The 19,097-nt window shown below is 40.4% G+C and carries 15 protein-coding genes and 1 riboswitch; of the genes, 8 read left to right on the top strand and 7 right to left on the bottom strand.

Annotation, left to right across the window (positions count from 1 at the left end):
• Positions 1 to 11 precede the first annotated feature (11 nt).
• Positions 12 to 374, bottom strand: coding sequence for an adenosine deaminase (locus tag ACW689_RS05450; RefSeq protein WP_476289119.1), 363 nt, complete (start codon positions 372 to 374; stop codon positions 12 to 14).
• Positions 375 to 591: 217 nt separating this feature from the next.
• Here ACW689_RS05450 and ACW689_RS05445 point away from each other — a divergent pair, with 217 nt between their 5' ends.
• The 3 genes from ACW689_RS05445 (at position 592) to ACW689_RS05435 (ending at position 3,960) form a co-directional block, all read left to right on the top strand.
• On the top strand, positions 592 to 2,256 hold the full coding sequence (locus tag ACW689_RS05445) for a YHYH protein (RefSeq protein WP_476289117.1): 1,665 nt from the start codon (positions 592 to 594) through the stop codon (positions 2,254 to 2,256).
• 506 nt (positions 2,257 to 2,762) lie between these two features.
• Complete coding sequence (locus ACW689_RS05440) at positions 2,763 to 3,560, top strand: hypothetical protein (RefSeq protein ID WP_476289115.1); 798 nt, start codon at positions 2,763 to 2,765, stop codon at positions 3,558 to 3,560.
• Between the two features lie 115 nt (positions 3,561 to 3,675).
• A complete protein-coding gene (locus ACW689_RS05435; protein ID WP_476289113.1) occupies positions 3,676 to 3,960 on the top strand; it encodes a hypothetical protein in 285 nt (94 codons plus the stop codon).
• Positions 3,961 to 4,042: 82 nt separating this feature from the next.
• On the opposite strand, the gene ACW689_RS05430 is transcribed toward ACW689_RS05435, so the two are convergent.
• Positions 4,043 to 5,917 carry an acyltransferase family protein gene (locus tag ACW689_RS05430; RefSeq protein WP_476289111.1) on the bottom strand — a complete coding sequence of 625 codons (1,875 nt, stop codon included), beginning with the start codon at positions 5,915 to 5,917 and terminating at the stop codon, positions 4,043 to 4,045.
• 264 nt (positions 5,918 to 6,181) lie between these two features.
• On the opposite strand from ACW689_RS05430, the gene ACW689_RS05425 reads away from it, so the two are divergent.
• Entirely contained in the window at positions 6,182 to 6,433 is a 252-nt protein-coding gene (locus tag ACW689_RS05425) for a YkgJ family cysteine cluster protein (protein WP_476289109.1), read from the top strand.
• 47 nt (positions 6,434 to 6,480) lie between these two features.
• Here the strand turns inward: ACW689_RS05425 and ACW689_RS05420 are convergent, their stop codons facing one another.
• Genes ACW689_RS05420 through ACW689_RS05405 form a run of 4 tightly spaced genes read right to left on the bottom strand, consistent with a single transcriptional unit; the run spans position 6,481 to position 11,677 of the window.
• Complete coding sequence (locus ACW689_RS05420) at positions 6,481 to 7,029, bottom strand: DUF4136 domain-containing protein (RefSeq protein WP_476289447.1); 549 nt, start codon at positions 7,027 to 7,029, stop codon at positions 6,481 to 6,483.
• A gap of 46 nt (positions 7,030 to 7,075) precedes the next feature.
• Positions 7,076 to 9,868, bottom strand: a complete 2,793-nt coding sequence (locus tag ACW689_RS05415; RefSeq protein ID WP_476289107.1) for an ATPase — start codon at positions 9,866 to 9,868, stop codon at positions 7,076 to 7,078.
• Positions 9,865 to 10,416, bottom strand: a complete 552-nt coding sequence (locus ACW689_RS05410) for a condensin complex protein MksE (protein WP_476289105.1) — start codon at positions 10,414 to 10,416, stop codon at positions 9,865 to 9,867. The genes ACW689_RS05415 and ACW689_RS05410 overlap by 4 nt, the downstream gene beginning before the upstream one ends.
• Positions 10,403 to 11,677 carry a hypothetical protein gene (locus ACW689_RS05405; RefSeq protein ID WP_476289103.1) on the bottom strand — a complete coding sequence of 425 codons (1,275 nt, stop codon included), beginning with the start codon at positions 11,675 to 11,677 and terminating at the stop codon, positions 10,403 to 10,405. The genes ACW689_RS05410 and ACW689_RS05405 overlap by 14 nt, the downstream gene beginning before the upstream one ends.
• A gap of 145 nt (positions 11,678 to 11,822) precedes the next feature.
• On the opposite strand from ACW689_RS05405, the gene nhaD reads away from it, so the two are divergent.
• The 4 genes from nhaD to ACW689_RS05385 all read left to right on the top strand — a co-directional run bounded on the left by nhaD (position 11,823) and on the right by ACW689_RS05385 (position 16,848).
• Positions 11,823 to 13,070, top strand: coding sequence for a sodium:proton antiporter NhaD (gene nhaD / locus ACW689_RS05400; RefSeq protein ID WP_476289101.1), 1,248 nt, complete (start codon positions 11,823 to 11,825; stop codon positions 13,068 to 13,070).
• A 120-nt stretch (positions 13,071 to 13,190) separates the two neighbouring features.
• Positions 13,191 to 13,363: riboswitch (Lysine riboswitch) on the top strand.
• A gap of 83 nt (positions 13,364 to 13,446) precedes the next feature.
• A complete protein-coding gene (gene lysC, locus ACW689_RS05395) occupies positions 13,447 to 14,793 on the top strand; it encodes a lysine-sensitive aspartokinase 3 (protein ID WP_476289099.1) in 1,347 nt (448 codons plus the stop codon).
• Between the two features lie 91 nt (positions 14,794 to 14,884).
• Positions 14,885 to 15,415, top strand: a complete 531-nt coding sequence (locus ACW689_RS05390; RefSeq protein WP_476289097.1) for a DUF924 family protein — start codon at positions 14,885 to 14,887, stop codon at positions 15,413 to 15,415.
• 104 nt (positions 15,416 to 15,519) lie between these two features.
• Positions 15,520 to 16,848 carry a sodium-dependent transporter gene (locus ACW689_RS05385; protein ID WP_476289095.1) on the top strand — a complete coding sequence of 443 codons (1,329 nt, stop codon included), beginning with the start codon at positions 15,520 to 15,522 and terminating at the stop codon, positions 16,846 to 16,848.
• Between the two features lie 51 nt (positions 16,849 to 16,899).
• Here the strand turns inward: ACW689_RS05385 and ACW689_RS05380 are convergent, their stop codons facing one another.
• Positions 16,900 to 19,050: a carbohydrate binding family 9 domain-containing protein gene (locus ACW689_RS05380; protein ID WP_476289093.1), complete on the bottom strand. Its 2,151-nt coding sequence runs from the start codon at positions 19,048 to 19,050 to the stop codon at positions 16,900 to 16,902.
• Positions 19,051 to 19,097: the final 47 nt, after the last annotated feature.

Raw genomic sequence — 19,097 nt, 5'->3', positions numbered from 1 at the left:
AATAAAGTGTATTATTTACACTTTACTTGTACAGAGTCTTCATAATCCCACATTTTACCTGTAGAACTGTCTGTAGTTGATCCTAGAACACCACCTATAACGATATTTCCAAAAAATACTGGTGTTACAGATTTTTTAACGGTTGTTTCAGCTTGGCAGTCTGCATCTGTTGCTTTAACAACTTTGTCTTTACCATTACGTAAAACAACGACAGTACCGGGAGTTGTGACTTTCTTGTCATCAACCGTTACTTCAATTGCTTTATCGTTAGAAGTTGTAATATTAATTGCTTGTTCTTGGTGTGTCATTACACTCGCACAGCCAGAAAGAGTAGCTAGCGAAACCGCCATTGTTGAAAGTAAGACTTTCTTCATTATATCCATCCCATTTATTGGATTGTAAAAAGGCGAGAACTTACACATAACTTATACTGTTTACAATTTAAAAATAATGCATATGGTGAAAGATTGTAAACAAGCATCTAAGGCGTTGTCGTTTAGTTCGCTCTTATTGCTTCCTATTTTCTTCCTCATTTCTATCTTAGCCTATACTCATCAGCAAACGTTAAATCGGTATTTAGAGGTGAGTAATATGAGATTAATTACACAAAAAGCAGTTACAACGCTAATTTGTTTATATGCTTTATCTGGTTGTGGTGGCTCGGAAGGGAGTAGCACTACTTCTCAGACTGATAACTCTCAACAGCCAGTGACTACAACTAACACTGTACCGATTGCTAATGCGGGTTTGGATCAAAGTGCAATAGTAGGTGAGCCTGTGTCACTAAACGGCAGTGCGAGCATAGACGCAGACGGCGATACGCTCACTTATCAATGGAGCTTTGTATCAAAGCCAACAAATAGTGCATCTTCTCTAACGTCTGCGACAAGTGTTACACCATCATTTATTCCAGACCTGCAAGGCGCTTATCGTATTTTATTGTCTGTTAGCGATAGTAAAGACAGTGCGCAAGATGAAGTTATTATTAATGTTTCACAGTCAGCTGAGCCAAACAATACTCCCGTTGCAAACGCGGGGGATGATGAGAATGTGGATGTTGGAAGCTTAGTCACGCTCAATGGTAACGATAGCAATGATGCCGATGGCGATACATTAACTTACACGTGGAGTTTTATTGCCAGACCTGAAAATAGTCAAGCAACGATTGTACAAAATACCAGTGTAGCTGCATCGTTTACAGCAGACTTAGAAGGGACATATAGAGTGATGTTAACTGTAAGCGATGGCAAAGCAAGTGCACAGGATGAAGTTGTGATCACCGCCAGTCAGTCCACTGCAAATAATTTGGATATTACTAATATTATATTAACTAAAACCGATGGTTCTTGCGTGTCTTATGTAGGTACTTATGAGTCGTTTGTAATGGATATACAAAGGGGGCTCGATTTTAATGGTCAAGTCACAATCACCAACGCAAATAATGAATGTACTTTCGCTGTTAATGAAATTCCCAATCACGACTTTAACGATGCGCAAGCGCAATTTGCGACTGATGTGAGTACACAAAATGCGAATTATCGCGTTTCTGCAAATCCGTCCATATCACCAACCACAACTGAAGTCGAAATTGGGGTGTCTAATGGGGTATTTCTTAATGGCGTAAGTGTGGATATTATGGCTGCCGCTTGTTATGGCGTTGGAAATGAACCGCTTGGTAGAGAAAAAATAGGGTGTGGTGGTAATGAAAAAGACCATCCATGGCGTTATGATCCAATGTCCTCGCTAAATTCATTTGGTACGGACAGTCATAATGCACATCCACAGCCTAGCGGCCGCTATCACTATCATGGAAATCCAAGAGCACTATTTGACCAAAACTGTGATGTCGTTTCACCAGTGATTGGTTTCGCAGCAGATGGTTTTCCTATTTTTGGACCTTGTATCGAATCTAATGGACAAGTACGCGAGGCTAAGTCCAGCTATGCACTGAAAAATAACGGCGGAAAACGTCAAGATGTGAGTGGTTATCAAACGCCTCAAGCCGGTGTAGGAGAGATCGCCAGTGATAATTACGACGGACAATTTAGAGGCGACTGGGAGTATGTAAACGGACACGGAGATTTAGATGAGTGTAATGGCATGACGGTAAATGGTCAGTATGGTTATTACATTACAAACAGTTTTCCTTGGGTTGTGGGGTGTTATCGTGGCCAAGTAAATAGCTCCTTTAGGCCTGCTGGGCCCGCACTAGATAACCTATTACATAGGCATCACAACAATATCAGCGAATATTAGCGCCAGAGGAGGGAACGCCTCAATATTAAAGGCGTTTGTTTTATCCAAGTAATAAATCAACGCCTTTTGATTCAGCTGAGCTCTAACTTTCGTTTGAGCACGGCAAATTAGTGTTCTACACAAACCTTTGCTTAGTCGGAGGTGTTGAGTAGATAGGATGCATAGCCTCTTTTGGCGCAAATAGGGTAAAAACTTTAACTCTCGCATGGTTAAAGCAAAAAGAACCACAATGCAATCAATAAAGCACTGATTATGTTATATTACATGCTTTAATATATTCGCAGTTTGGATACATGAATATACAGCCTACTCAACGTAGATGTCGGAATGTTTGGCATCTACTACAAAAATCAAGTAAACGTGTTCTTCTCGCATCAAGTAAATTTCAAATTTTCTGGAATACCCTAAATGGAGCACAAAAGCTGTATTTCACAGCGTTAGCAATTTTTCCACTGTGTTTAGATAACATAGTTCCAGTAATCATTATTACCATTGCCGGTTTAGCGATGGATTTTTGGCCTCGTTTACTGAGAGTGTGGGAAACATTAATAGGTAAAGCGGTCATTCTGTTGTTTTATGCAGGAGTAACAAACTTTGCGATTGCAAGCGCAGAGTCACTCGTGAATGAAGTATTGAAGGTGTCTGCAAGTAACCTTGCGTATACATTGAACTTATCGATACTGCTTCATTTGCCGATTTGGGTTTTTGCGTGTACGCTCAGTGCTCTGTTATTGCTACAGTTAATATTGCCTTTCTACATGTTTATTATTGTTGCGCTTAAGCCCTTTAGAAACAGGGGAGTGAGTGTTCTATCACACACGACTTATCCAATTATCACGACCTTAGCGAGAATATTTTTAATCGGTATTATCTTTGCGAAATTAATTATGTGGGCAACGAACTCTACAGGGGTGAGACCAGACATAAATTTTGGTTTAAACGGAGAGCCCTTTAGCGTGGGATTAGTCGTAGAATCGCCAATAGATGAACAGCGCCCAATCGATATGGTCAAATTACCTGGTTCGGCATCTGTATATTACTCATACAATCGGCATGGCTTGCAGGAGCATCTAAAAATTAACGACTATTTGAGCATAATTAAGCAATTGATCGCTGATTTCTCATACTATTATGAGGGTAACTCTTATTCCCGTTGTGAAAAAACACCTTCATCTTCAGTTATTGAGTTAAATGACTATGAGATTTTGGAGATCATGCCCGATGAAAGTCAAGAATTCGGTTATTTATTCACGGTTAAAAAGTGTACTTCTCCTGCTTTTCCTATAAATAAACGCGCTGAGTAGACCATTTTGTAACATAATGGTGCGTGTGAATACTTGTGTTATTATGGATAAAGTCGAGTTTAAACGGAACTCGATATGTAGATTAAACATTATAATTGAAATGGAGCATTTAAAATTGCTAAAAGTATTTTCTCCTATTATTCTCAGCCTATCTCTTGTTGCATGCAGTGCTACGACTGATCATGAGCCTTATCAAAAAGACTTAAAGCCGGAAGACAGAACTGAGTATGTCGGTGCCGAAGGTTTAATGCAAAGTCAAAAAGATCAAGTTTATCTGATGAATAAAGAGCTGGCTGACAAATGCCGAAATGCGCAAATTGATTTGGCAGTTGCGAAAACTAAAGAAGATAAACAAGAAATGGATAAGCAACAAGACATAATCAAACGCTCTTGTCGTTAACTTTATTGCGTTTAGCTTTTTTTAACTCCCCCATAAACTGTTTCAGTTTGAGGGGGAGTTACATCATAATAATAAACGACTGCTATTGAGCAGATACCGCAGAGGCAGTGACTGGCTCAAAAATGGGAGATAAGTAATCCATAGCCTGCCTTGCATACCAAGGGCGCATGTGCGAGGAGTCTTTATAATAGAAATTAAAATTGTTATCCATCACTTCGCATACATCATCACATAAATGTGTAATTGGGTCGATCACCTTTACGTCATTTAGTTGCTCAAGCTTATTTAACGCTTCATTATGCAATGTATAAGCTTTTCTTGCTTTTTCAACTGTTATAAAGGAGTTAAGACCGAATCTAACCGAAGCCTTTGGATCAAACTCTGGGGCTCTAGGCTCTCCAAGTATAAGGTAAACTTCTTTAGCGTTGTCTTTTGCAAAAGATAAGAAGTTATCAAACTCTTTTATTCTTGTATTAATTTGGTTTTCTCTTTTTGAAGGGTTATCAGAAAGAGAACCATCAAAGACATAAAAAGAAGTGACTATTTTATCAAATTTGATGTCTTTTATTATTTTTTGATGCTCTTGTATATTATTACAACTCCATTTTGGTTGGACGAATGAAGGTGTAAGAAAGCAACCGCTCTGAGTTAAGTAATATATATTATACTGCGTGCTTAAAGAAGCGGTGTAAGGATAAGTTTGCTCTATATGGCTTGCGCCAATAAAAAGAATATTTTTTAAAGAGCTACCCTCAATAAACCTAATTTTATTTATACCAATAGTTTGGTTTGGCTCTGGATAGTCCCAATCGTCTAATGCCATAACAGCACTCTTAACTTTTGCTTGCTCATCGTTATTCAAGCGCGTCATGGCACCATCTGTACTATAAATGGCGAAGCTTAAAAGCAAAACGAAACCACTCATATAAACTGGTTTACATGTTAAGTAGGAAAAAGGCGTTGTGAATTCTCTTTTGAACTTAATGCTTTCGATAAAACGATGGCTCAAATATCCCATAAGTACAGACAAAGCTATACCTAGATATATGAATGAATCATCTAAAGAATAATAGTATATCAGCACAACAAGTGGCCAATGCCAAAGATAAATAGAATAAGACCAACTACCAACCTTTTGAGCCACGATATTATTTGTTACAAAACTAACTTTTCTATTTGCTTGGATCACCAGAAATGTGCCCAATGTAGGTATTATGGCAAGGTAGCCAGGCCACAAGCTTTCTTTAGAAATTAAAAAATAAGTAGAAATAATAAGTGAAAGACCTAAATATTGTACGATCCGCTGGTTAAAATTAGATAACTTTAAAGGATATAGATATGCAACTCCCCCCAGCAACATTTCCCACGCTCGTGTTGGTAGTAAGTAATATGATGCCATAACAAATTTATTTGAAATAATGGCACAAAATATAAAACCAAAAATAGTTGTAAGTAAGATTGTGCGTCTTATATTCTCAAATGAAGTGATCTTACTCAATAAGAGTAAAACGATTGGGTAGAAAAGGTAAAATTGCCATTCTGCAGAAACTGACCAGGTATGCAGCAACCATTTACCATGTGATGAAGAATCGAAATATCCAAAGCTTTGCCAATATTGGATATTTGATGTAAAACTAGCACTCGTTGCCGCATGAGTTGAAAGTTCTTTATAATCTATGGGGTTTAAAAATATAAAACCAAAAAGTAGTACGATCAGACACATTGAGGCTAAGGCCGGAATGATACGGTTGGCTCTAGCAACATAAAAGTCTAATAAAGAAAACTTTTTCTGTTCTATTCCCCTTGTGACAATTCCAGTCATTAAAAAACCTGAAATTACAAAGAATACGTCAACTCCAGCGAATCCTCCTTGCATCCATTGAGGGTTAAAGTGAAATAATACTACAGCTACTACTGCAAATGCCCGCAAGCCATTTATATCTTCTCTAAATTGCACTGTCCATTTCCCAACAAAAAAATCGCGGTATTATATCGAAAATCGGGATTTTTTAAAGCGAAACCGATTTCGCTAGCGCATTTCAGACAAAGGGGAGAGCTTGCATAGCGTAGTTTGATTGTGCAAATGAAAAGCTAAAAAAAAGCTAGCTTATTAGGCCTAGTTTATGGAGAGGCTCAAATTGATTAATTTATCACTAGCGTCTTAAAAATGAGCGCTCGTGCTGTTACAATACGCGGCTTTTACTTAGAGAGGGTTGTAACTATGGAATGTCGTTTACACTGCGGTGCTTGTTGTATTGCGCCCAGTATTAGCACTAGCTTTCCTTTGCATCCTAATGGTAAACCCGCTGGTGAACGTTGCAAAAACTTAACTGATGACAACTTATGTAAGCTGTTTGGCAAGCCAGAACGGCCTAAAGTATGTCATGACTTCAAAGCAACAGAGTGGGTGTGCGGTAAAAACTCGAATGAAGCGATGTCAATTTTAAGCGAATTGGAAACGTTGACTAACTAGATGGAGAGTTTAAAGCCAAGCCTAGTAATTCGGCTTGGCTGATGGTTTTAGTACTGAGCTTTTGGCGGGAAGTTGGCCAAAATTTCAGAAACGGTTTTGTTTACAGATTCTGTACGTTGCTCTGGCGTTTGTTTGTTGCGCAAACGACCTTCTTTCGCACCGCGCCAAACAAGCTGTTTAGAGTTATTGTCAATCACGTCTATCACTAGCGTACCAACATCATACTCTTTAGTGGTTGTTTTAGTTTGATAGCCCCAGCCCCAGTAATTCCAACGTACACCATACGAAGCACTAAGCGTATCTGCTTCCAGTTTACTTTCAACCGATGCATGGTAATTAATTAAAATATCAGCAGACTTTTCGTCAACTAATTGAATACCTTGTTGTGAAAGCGATGTGCTGATCGCATTTCGCACGCGCTTTTCCATCAAATCATTGATTTGATAATCATGTGCGCCGCCTTTAAGATCTGCATTGGGCGCCCATGCAAACGTTGTGTAGTTTACAAATTCTACAGACTTATCATAATCCCAGTCGGGAGAACTTGAACATGCAGCAAGTAACATAAATGCTGATGTAATAATCAATTTCTTAATCATAATTATATCTCCTTGGGTCAGCCGCAGCTGACCTTATGTATGATCAGACAGCGGCACTTTGTTTATGTTCCACTTCAATCCAGTCTTTTTCGTCAACCCAGTTTTGGCGACCGTTTTTCACACTTCGAATTGGCACTAAATAGTCACAACTGATCTGTGGTTTAACAGACGCGAAAATGGGCACAAAGCCAAAGCTTAACGCAGTTTCAATGATCGCCTTTTGGTTTTGAGGGTCAATATCGGCTGCCTCATCAATATAAATTGGAATACGATACAAAGCTTGCTCTTGATCAGAGAGCAAGTACCGTATAAACAACATACCACATAACAGCTTGATTGTAATACGAGTTCCGTTTGAACCAGCAGAGTCAATCTTATCAAAGTGCTCTGTTTCACCTGCACGATTAACGACTTGAAAACGTATATCAAATAAGTCTGTAAGTGTTAGGCCGGCTTTTTCGCTGGCCAGCTTGATGAGGTGATCTTTTGCTTGGTTGACGGCTTTTTCATCAACTGGCTCTGAAGAAAGCAGATCCAGATTATCACCTTTTTCATAGCTATCTGAAGTACTGATAATGGTATCAATGCTATCGACTAACATCTTACGCGGTATCACATTAATCTTAAATGACTGCAAGTTAGAGATACGATGTTGACTTATACCTCGGTTAAAACTGTTCATTTCACGTCTTAATCTGTCTAAGTCTTCGCGCAGTCCTTTAATGGTGGCCGCTACTTCTGTGAGAGCAACACGCGCGTGCCTGTCGACGGCATCACGTTCGTTGTCGATATTATGGTAGGCGCTGATCAATTTAGCGTACTTATTAAATTCGTCAGTTTCATTGTCGAATTTGGTGATACCGGCATTATAAATATGCAAATAGGTGTTACGCACATTGACTGCAAGGTTACGAAGCTCATTACATTCTTTGTTAAATTGATGAACAACTTCCGCTAGATTATCAAAATCAAGCGCAATTTCGACAGGGTAAGGGGTTTGCTTACCGCTATACAAATCTAAAGTATGGTCAATTCGCTCTGATTTAACTTGGCGTAAACGATCGCTTTGGCGTGTCAATAAGTCTTGCTTACTCTTAATAATCGAACGTCTATCAGAAATAGAACCAGCATTACGTTGCACGTCTTGCAAGTATTCATCAACTTGTTCACGCTCTGCGTTGAGTTGTTCGCGAAGCACTTCTTGCGCGTCCACAGACTGTTGCATTGTCTTGTATTGTTCAAAACGTTTTAATGCGGCTTCTAGCGTCATTAACTCGTCATACAGTGCGTCGCGTTCTTGTTGTTTTTGCGCTACGTTTGCGGCGACTTCTCGTTGCTGTTTAAATTCGTTTAATGAATTTTGCAGTGCATCAAGTTGCGCCTTCAGTTGTTCTTTGTTTTCGCCACTTTGCATTTGCACAGGGCTGAGCTTTTTCAGTTTTATTGTCGCGCCAGGTACGTTGAGTTCGCCACCTTTTACATTCGCTGAAAGTTGTTCTAAAAACTCGCCAAATGCATCGTCATCGGTAATTGTAATATCACCTTGGCTGGTTGTAGCGAAAGACAGTAAATCTGGATTTAAAATACGAGAGATCTCTTCAACTTCTTTTAGCGATAGGTCTTCGCGCATACGCGTAAATAAATTGAACTCTAAGTTTTTCAGTTGTAGCTTTAAACTCTTAATCTGCTTTTGTGTTTCATTAATACGAAAGTCTAGGGTGTGTAAACTCTGACCCTGCGCGCTATTAATTGAAAAAGACAGTTGCTCGTACTCTTTTTTAAGTATCTGAAGGTTGGTTTTGAGCGTTGCATGATTGGTTAATTCAAACTCATTTTTAAGTACAACGTAGTCGATGAACCATTGTTCAATTTGCGTTTGGCGACGTTCAATATCACGGGATTGTTGAAGATAAAGCTGTTGTTTTTGTTCAAAATCATGCTTTTCTTGCTCTATGTCTTTAAGCTGTAAAGCCAACTCTGTCATTTGAGACTGCTGATATTCATCATATTCAACGAGGGCTTTATCAATTTTAGGCGCATATGCCGCAAGTTTACCTTTAATGCCGGATTCGCTCTCTAGCATGCCTTCCAATGCTGCGATAGGCTCTTGCATTGACTCTAGTGCAGATAATTCACGACGTGCGTGATTAACCTTATCAAACGCACGACGCCAAACTTCATAAAAGTCGACTCTAGAGTTAGACATATGGCGTTCAAACACGCGGAGCATAAATCGTTTAACGTCACTTGCACCAAGCTTGTGTAAATTCAGAATACGGCGAAATATTTCTTTGTAGATAGCCGCATCCTGCACATTGTTAAGCGGGATCATCTTAAGGTTTACATCACCATCAAACTGAGTCGCGCCACCAGTGAGTAGGGCATTTAACTCTTGTGCTTTTAGCTCGATGGGTTTTTTACCTTGGTTTTCTAAATGTTTAAACAACTTCGTATATTTGATGATGCTTTTACCTTCGGTAAAGTCATCAAGGTTTAGTTTACCGGGGTAACAAAAAAATTGATGGGCAAATCCTGCAATTTTACCAAGGCCTGCAACACCAATCACTACATCACCGTGGGGTAGATTTGCTTCGAGTAAAATATAAGACTGATCGGTAGAGAAATAGAACTTACGCGTTTCTTCAAGATCATGGCCATCCCATTCGGTTAGACGAAGGTCGTTGATCAATGGAAATTGTAGCGCGTTAATAACGGAACTTTTTCCGGTATTATTAGGCGCACAAATAGAAGCGCTTTTATCTAGTGGGATCACGCATTTGGCGTAGCCTGCGGTATTCAATAACGCGAGCTTACTTAAACCATATAACTTACTCATACTTCATCCTCGAGTCCGTCAAAACTATCTTCATTTACTTCCATTAGCGCATCAATGTAACGATACACGGGTGCCAAGTGCATAAAACCTTGTTCAACTTCTTTGGCTAATCCAAGGCGGACCATACGTAAATAAACATCCTTACGTAAGTCTGAACCGGAGAAAATTTCGAGTTGATCAAATAGATGTTTATTTAATTGTACGAGCGTTTGCATAAGCTCTAGGTCGGCAACATCATCAAATAAAGCACGCAATGGGTCTTTACCTTGGTTGGCATAGTGCTCAATCAAGATGAATACCGTCAACGCGATTGCGCGCGAGATCTTTCCCATATTTGGCGTGCTTTCATCGCTAGCTAAATAATAAAAACCTCTTCCGTCGTGTTGTAAATCGTGACCTAAAGCGTTAAAAAGCGCTTGATATGCATCGATGTGCTGGTCAAGTTGCTGCCAAAGGGTCGTATCTTGTTCACTGATGTGATAGCCACTCACTAGCTTTTTATTAATGGCTTGTAATTCGGTCAGTTCCGATAAATTAATCTGCGTCATGATGTTTTTCTTGTGATGTACTTGCGTTGAACGGGTAAAGCGCAAACGTGTGTTCAGCTATGGTAACTTTACTGCGTTCTTGGTCTTGCTGTAATTCAAATGCGTCATCGCTGATGAGTTTTTGGTATAAAAACAACATTTCATCGGCGTCGAGGCTAGGGTAGGTGTCAGACAAAAAGCCCAGTAAGGCTTTTGGTTTGCGTGCCGAACCAGAGAACGCGCTCGCAAATGATGTTTTAACATCCTGATAGTCAGGAATATTAGGGCTTTGGTAGTCTGGGACGTCAGTGTGATCGGGTAGTTGGTAATCTTCGTGCTCAAACTGTGCAAGGCTTGCCATGTAAGCAACCATATGGCGTTTTTGGCCAAGGGAAAAGCGTTGAATATCAGAAACAAACTCTGGTTGCACGGGGCTCAACATACGGTCAACGCCATTTTTTCTTATCATGCCAAGTACTTTAGCAGCTTGACGAGTGATAAGGGTATTGCGACGCAGTTCTTCGCGAAGTGGCATTAGCATGTCTGCACTTTTGCGCAAACTTTCTCTACCTACTAAGTGCATGTCTAATATGCGAGTTCTAAGTTGCTCTAACATGCGCTTGTCGTGAGTTCCTCGGCCAAACAGTTCAATATTGTCTATTTGTTGGCTGATCTGTCGCTCGATTACGCTAAAACAGGCGTGAAATTCGCCGCGAATGTCGACCATTTCTAACATAGGTTCGATATATTCGTCGAACGCTTCGATAACGGCACGATACCTTTTTTGAAGCGATAAGTTTGTATTGTCAGATTTTGCTTGTTCAACCAAATTAAAAATAGCGCTTTCGTTATGATGAAATAATTTCACTATTTTGCGAACTCGTTCATCCATAATGCGGCTAAAACGTCTCAACTCGCTAAAATCATCATCTTCACCAGCTTGCTGTAAACGGTTACCAAGGCGCTGTAAATCTCTCACTAACACGGTAATTTCTTCCGCTAAGCCAAGGTGCTCTTCCTGTAGTAAAAAACTTGCAAAATCAGCAATGGCACGGTTGATTTCTAGCTGCGATGACTTCGCAAGCGGTATAATTATTTCCTGATTTAACAACCTGTTAGACTCGCGAAATACTCTTTCACTGGTCCATTGAGGATTTTTATGTTTTATGATGTTTTGAACATCTTTTATGCTGAAATCGGTCATTTTAAACCGTTTAAAAAGCAACTCTAATACGCCCCAATGTTCGTTGAGCGTATTTAATACTTTTTTTGCTGGGATCATAGCTTTCCAGTTTGTATCAATTTTATGACATGCAGGGTAATTAATTTGTTTGTAGCCATAGCGCATACATGTTGTAAGTGCTAGACTTCGCGCCGACTTACGTTACGTTCGATTATAATACTTTATTTACAGGTTGTTTACGCAAATGGTTACGCCTATTATCCTAACCCTGATAGCGATTGCGTTCGTGCTTATCGTTATAGAGGATATCATCCATGTAAACAAGGCCAAAACTACCCTTTTTTTTGGTACTTTGTGTTGGATTATCGCTTTTATCTCTCCTATTCATGGGCAAAGCCCAGAAACTGTTCAACATCAGCTTGATCATAATATCCTTGAAATAGCCACTTTATGGTTGTTCTTAATGGCGGCGATGACGTTTGTTGCGTATTTGAATTCCAAAGGGTTTATTCAAAACATTGTGCACAGGATCATGCCAGCACAAATTAGCGAACGCAAGTTGATGTTTTTAGTCGGTATTTCGGCTTTTGTATTTTCATCTATTTCAGATAACATTACAGCAACACTGATTTCGCTAGCGGTGGTGATGTCATTGAAGCTCGACCCTAAGAAGCTGATCAAATATGCCACTTTGATAATTTTCAGTGTAAACAGCGGTGGCGTGTCGTTGATAACTGGTGATGTAACCACCTTAATGATTTTCTTAGCAGATAAAGTCACTATACCAGATTTATTATTGCTGATTGCACCAGCATTGGTGAGTGTATTAGCTTTAGCGGCTATGTTGTCTGTGGGTATGAATCAAACATTGCAGTTTGATAAAACAGCACAGCGCCGAATAGAAAAAACCGATATCACAATTGCGGTTATATTTATGTCAACGATCTTCGCAACCTTATTTTTAAGTGTGCAATATCAAGTTCCACCTTTACTTACATTTTTGTTCGGTCTGTCGTTTATGTTTTTAGTCGCTCAGTTCCTCATGCGTAAAAAAGACGTGAACAAGAAAATCATCGATTATATTCGTGAGATTGAATACGACACTTTATTGTTCTTTGTAGGTGTATTGCTATTAGTCGGTGCGCTGAAGGAAGTTGGTGTACTTGCTATGTTCACAGACTTATATGTTTATATGAGCCCTGAATATGCAAATTATGTAATGGGTTTACTATCGGCAGCCGTTGATAACGTGCCACTAACAGCAGCTCTGTTGAAAGCGGATATCACGATGACAGCTCAACAATGGCTAATGTTCACATACGCAACCGGTGTAGGTGGTTCAATGCTTGTAATTGGTTCGGCTGCAGGCATTATAGCTATGAGTAAGGTGAAAGCACTGACGTTTATGAGTTATTTAAGAATGTCATTGTACCTGCTTGTGGCATATAGCATCGGATATGCAGGAGCTTATATGTCAGGCCAGTTTATTTAACGTAAATTTAGGTGTCACGACAATTAAGACTTGACACCTAGACGGCTAAAAGATATTTTTTATCAGCCCGCTGCTTATGCGGGCTTTTATTTTGTTTTTATTCAGGTTACTAAAGGCAAAATAGACAGAAGAGGTGCGATGCTTAGGTATTTAGTGGTAGGTGACGATAGCCTGTGACCATTAAAGAGGGAAGTATTCGCCGAGGAAAGTTTTAGTACGTCACTTTGACTTTTCGGTTTACGAGGCTGAATCCTCGGAACTGTCACCGTTTTAGGTGGAGAGCTTCTGGCAAAGGTCTTATCAAACAAAGAAAATTTCCATTGCCAAGTTCTCCTTTTATTTATGATCACGCAGCTTGTGATCACAAGGAGATATCATGAATTCGCAGTACACAGTCGCAAAATTTGGTGGAACCAGTGTAGCTGATCACGACGCCATGCACCGCTGTGCACAAATTATACACGATGATAGTCAAGTACGAGTCGTTGCGGTAAGCGCCAGTGCAGGGGTGACTAATCATTTAGTGACGTTAACGCAACAAAAAGCCGATGAACAGCAAAGGTTATCATTGGTGCAATCAGTGCTCGAAATTCAAAATGCCATTCTTGCTAAGTTAACCCTAGATCATGATCTTAAGTTTGGTTTTGACGAAACTATCACGCAATTTAAAGCTTTGGCTGCATTGCCAGCGCTCAGCAATCAACAATGCGACGAAATGCTCAGCTTTGGCGAGCGTTTATCATCTTATTTGTTTACCCAAGTATTAAGAGATTTGGGCGTTAATGCTGAGCGATTTGACGTTCGACAAGTACTTAAAACTGATAACCGGTTTGGTAAAGCGACACCGGACGTAGAAGCCACATCTATTGCAGCTAAGCAGCATTTAGTACCGTTACTTGATGAAAAGGTGGTTGTAACACAAGGCTTTATTGGGAGTGATCAATATGGCCAAACCACAACGTTAGGGCGAGGCGGTTCTGACTATAGTGCAGCATTACTGGCTGAAGCGATTGAAGCACGAGCCGTGCATATTTGGACGGATGTCGTGGGTATTTTCAGTACAGATCCTAGATTATGTGTTAAAGCCGCGCCAATTGCGCGATTAAGTTTTGATGAAGCAGCAGAAATGGCAACATTTGGCGCTAAGGTTTTACACCCCGCGACTATTCTTCCGGCGAGTCGAAGTGGTATTGCGGTGTTTGTTGGTTCAAGCCGAGATCCACAAGCAGGTGGCACTTGGATTGAACGAGAAAAATCAGCGCAACCGGGTATAAGAGCTGTCACGCAGAGAAAAAATCAAATCCTACTGACGCTTAAAAGCCCCGAAATGTTACTTGCGAGTGGTTTTTTAGCAAGAATATTTACTATTTTAAGCGCTTACAACATATCTGTTGACTTGGTTACGACATCAGAGATCAGTGTGGCGATCACACTTGATAATGCGCAAAATGCATCTCGCCCAGAGCTTGATCAAGCCTGCTTAGATGAATTGAGTGAATTCTGCCATGTTACCGTGGAGAATAACTTAACACTGGTTGCTTTAATTGGCTCAGAAATTCAGCTGAAACAGCAGGAAATTAATTTGATGCAAGTACTTAGTGATTTCAACATTCGATTAATATGCCATGGCGCAAGTAAGCATAACTTGTGTTTCTTAGTTGAGCAGTCGGACTCAGATCATGTTGTTAAAGCAATCCATGCTAAGCTACTAGAGGCCGCATAGGGGTGAGAGGGGGCGTGAGCAACTTGGCTTGCTAGCCCCTTTTGTTTTATTTTGCTAGCACAATTTAATTCGCAATGTCACACGGGGCATTATGGGGTTTTTAGATGTCTACCAATTTTGGTTTGAGGAATGTACAGAACAAGATTGGTGGAAAAAGTCAGCTGAATTCGACCGAACAATTGAAATTAGATTTGGTGATGTTCATCTAGCGGCTGTGCGAGGCGAGCTGGCCTATTGGCGAGCTGAGCCCATAGGTGCATTGTGTGAAGTCATTGTACTGGACCAATTTTCTCGTAATATCTACCGTGATAAAGCGAATTCATTTGCCAGTGATCCCTTGGCACTGTGTTTAGCACAACATGCAATTGAAAAAGGATTTGATAAGCGTCTGGCAACAAAAGAAGTGAGCTTTTTATATATGCCGTTTATGCACAGTGAAAGCGCAATTATTCATGAACAGGCTTTAGTGCTGTTTAATTCTCTGCCCAACTATGAATTTGAGTTGAAACATAAACAAATCATCGATAAATTCGGTCGCTATCCCCATCGCAATGCTATTTTAGGTCGCCCATCAACAAAAGAAGAATTGATGTTTTTAGCCCAACCGGGGTCCAGTTTTTAGCATGCTGGCTTTTTAGCTAATTAGCTTTGGACCTATTTCATTCGCATTTTTTAACAACTTAAGTATAATCTGCCGACCAAAACAATAACTAAATTAGACTCTGTATGGCTCAATTGCGTGATGGCTTTCAAAGCCGAATTGGCTTTGTACTCGCGGCGGCAGGTGCTGCGGTAGGACTTGGCAACATTTGGGGATTCCCCACTCAAGCGGCAAACCATGGTGGTGGTGCGTTCTTACTTGTTTACTTTGTTGTTATATTTTTGTTAGCGCTACCCGCGCTTTACACTGAGCTATATATAGGGCATCAGGCGCAATCAAACCCAGTTAACGCATTACGCCAAGCGTGGAAAGAAAAAGCGCCAAAAGTAGGGGCCGGGGCCGGATATCTAGGCTTGTTTGGCGCGATTATCATGTTGAGTTTTTATTCCATTGTTGCAGGTTGGATGTTGGCGTTTTCTCTTGAGCCACTTGCAAGGTTTTTTGGTTTAGAAGAACTCAGTACATTTTTAAAAGGTGATTCAACGCTTAGAAATTTTATTTTCACGCCGCTCATGTTGGCGCTCACAGCAAGCATTATCCTTAAAGGGGTTAAGTCGGGTATTGAGGCCTGGTCAAGAAGACTTATGCCAATGTTGCTTGTTTTACTATTAGCGTTAATCGGTTATATCGCCACCCTTGAAGGGGCTGCGCAAGGCTTTAGCGCATACCTTGTACCTGACTTCTCAAAAGTCACGGATCCCGATCTCGTCATTGCCGCAATGGGACAAGCATTTTTCTCTTTGTCTTTAGGTGTCGGCTGTATGATGATCTATGGCTCATACTTAAAACCGAATGAAAACCTACCAAAACTCACAATGAGTGTCGCCGCACTTGATACCGGCGTCGCATTTTTAGCCGGACTTCTCATTATTCCTGCCGTGTTCGTGGCTCAACATAATGGTGTTCAAGTATTCCAAGATGGAAAATTGATAGGCGAAGGCCAATTGATTTTTGCCGTATTGCCTGAGTTATTTTCAAGTATGGGCGCAATAGGGTTGTGGGTAGGTCTGACTTTCTTTGTATTGATGTCAATCGCCTCTGTTACGTCAACGATTTCTTCCACGGAGATCCCAGTTTCGTTTTTAGTGGAAAACCACGGTATGCAACGAAAAGGAGCAACTTGGCTAGTAACGGCAATCATTTTAGTTGTTTCAAGCACTATTATTGTAAATTTTGATTGGTTGTTTGGGCTTGTTATAACGGTATTGACTCAGTATCAGCTACCATTAATGGGCTTATTCTACTTTATTACGGTTGGTTGGATGTGGAAAAGAGGCAACCAGCTAAGGCTTGAATGTAAAGGCACACATTACTGGTTTGCACAATATGTTCGTTTTGTGTGCCCGGTATTAATGACCATTGTGTTTGTAAACGTGGCACTAAATAAACATTGATAGCATAAAAGCCCTTAATAATAGTGCATTATTAAGGGCTCTGTGCTTGCCTTACCAGCGATTTATGTAGTTGATCTTGATAGTTTTCTCATCAAAGGTCGTTTGGCGTTGATGCCAGCCTTCGTTTAAATCATATCCCTTGTTAATACTAATTTGATACAGTTCATCGGGCGCGCTTTGGTAGCGTAAGCGGCTGAATATCGAAAGGCTATCTGAGCGCGTGTTATGTTGCATCATGGTATTCCAAGACCAATCTTCATTGAATGCAATATTGGCTTTTATACGCGTGCTGTACATGTTGTCTTTGATGCCATCACGCTCGTAATAATGATTTCTGCGTGCAACAGTGAGCATTAAATGCTTACTTGGTTTATAAATTACCTCCCCTAAGATTTGTTTTCTATCACTATCAAAAAATTTGCCAGAAGTAAGTTTAATATTGCCTGATATGATCCGATCTCGCGGTGTTTCATAGAATAACTTCCACTGGTCGAATTTATAATCTTGAGCCGAAAACTTAATGTTTCTTCCCATTGCGTATCTGTTTTTTAAACGTTCGTTACGAGAGTCGTACTGTATATAACCAGTGGCATTACTCTTTGTTTGCCAATAGAATGGCCTGATTGCGTACTCTTTACTGATCCAATTGTTATTTGTATCGTTATGCTGATAATAAAAGTAGGTCAATTGATATAGATTGAGGTATTCGCCCAACAGTCCAGAGGTTGGACGTTCCCTGAAGCGTGTCATGAGCTCATAGTAATTAATGCCTTTACGATTAACGAACCCTAGAGATGGGTTAAAGTCTTCTCCTAAATAACGATATTTTGCTTCTACATAAACGGCGTCGTTAGGTAAATAGAGCTGCGCACCGTAGGCTTTGGTATCGTCCATGCCAGGTTGTTTGTCTGTTTCTTGGTACCAAGCATGCGCTCTGATTTGCTGGTCGTCTAAGAAGCTCCCTGAAAAACGGTAATCGACACCATATAAGCCAGTATTATCGGCATCACTGCTATTACCATCGGTTGCAATAACACCCACTTGGTGATTTTCGTTAATTTGCTGCTTCACCCGCGCTACAGTTAACTGGCTACTGTCATCTTTGTTGCCGTCCCGCTCTTGATTTACGCTGAGTACACCAAAACTAGTGCCCTCAATTTTGCCAGTTACCTTAGTTCCCCAGTTTACATCCAGTAAACCATCCATCGGCCCTTGGCCAATGCGACGAGAGTAAAATGGCATACCATTAAAGTCATCATTGCTGAACCCGCCAAAACTAAAGACTTGGGAATCTTGCAAGAAGAAGTCACGCTTCTCTGAAAAGAATTCACTAAAGCGCGTCATGTTAATATTTACTTCATCGACATCTGTGCCGGAAAAATCTGTATTAAGAGTGAGTACTCCTGTAATGTTGGGAGTAAATTTGTAAAACGCATCCATAGATGGCGTCCATTTGCTTTCGTTTAGATTATCTTTAAAGCTCAAACCCGTTTTAAGTTCAATGCCTTTACCTTGATTTAAGCCAGTTATATTGGTGATCTTTGCAACTTGCGGCACTGTCCATGGATAGTTTTCGGGATCGTTGAGATTCCAATAAATTTGTTTGTATGGCTTTGAGAGCTTGTGTCTTAGTTGTAGTCCCCAGTCGCTTTTACTTGGATCAAAGGAAATAGATTGTACAGGAATTGCCATCTCTACACTCCAGCCTTTTTCCGTACGGCTGGTTTTTGCATACCAAATGGTCGTCCACTCGCCGATATACTTTGTCCCATCAATAAGCCCTTCTTCTCTAATCCCTGAAGGGGTTACATGAAAGAGATATCCGTCTCTTTTATCGTAGTTGGTGTCCAAAGAAATACCAAAATAGTCTTCATCCCACATCCGCTCACCTTGGATCAGCACCCGATCCGTGATGGTATCTTGGGGCTGTGTTATTTCAGCGGCAACATAAAAGAATTCAGCGTCATAGCCTATGCGCGCTTTGATTGGGTACGGGGCATTTTTTCCAATGGTTGGCCTGAATTCAACAAACTGCTCGACTATTTTGGCGCCTTGCCACTCTCGTTCGTTGACTATGCCATCAATGACTGGCGCGTGTTGCAATTTAGTTAGCGCCAAAGGTGAGCGCTTAAAGTTGCTGTTTGCTAATACGTTTGAGCTTGAAGCGAGCGCCGCTATGTATATGTAATAAATGCTTTTCATAATCTAATCCGTTTGGAGAACTGATTAAAATAATGCACAGAAGTGCA

It is taken from the genome of Pseudoalteromonas sp. ABE4_541 (assembly GCF_056312285.1).
This window is presented reverse-complemented; position numbering and strand designations above follow the sequence as displayed.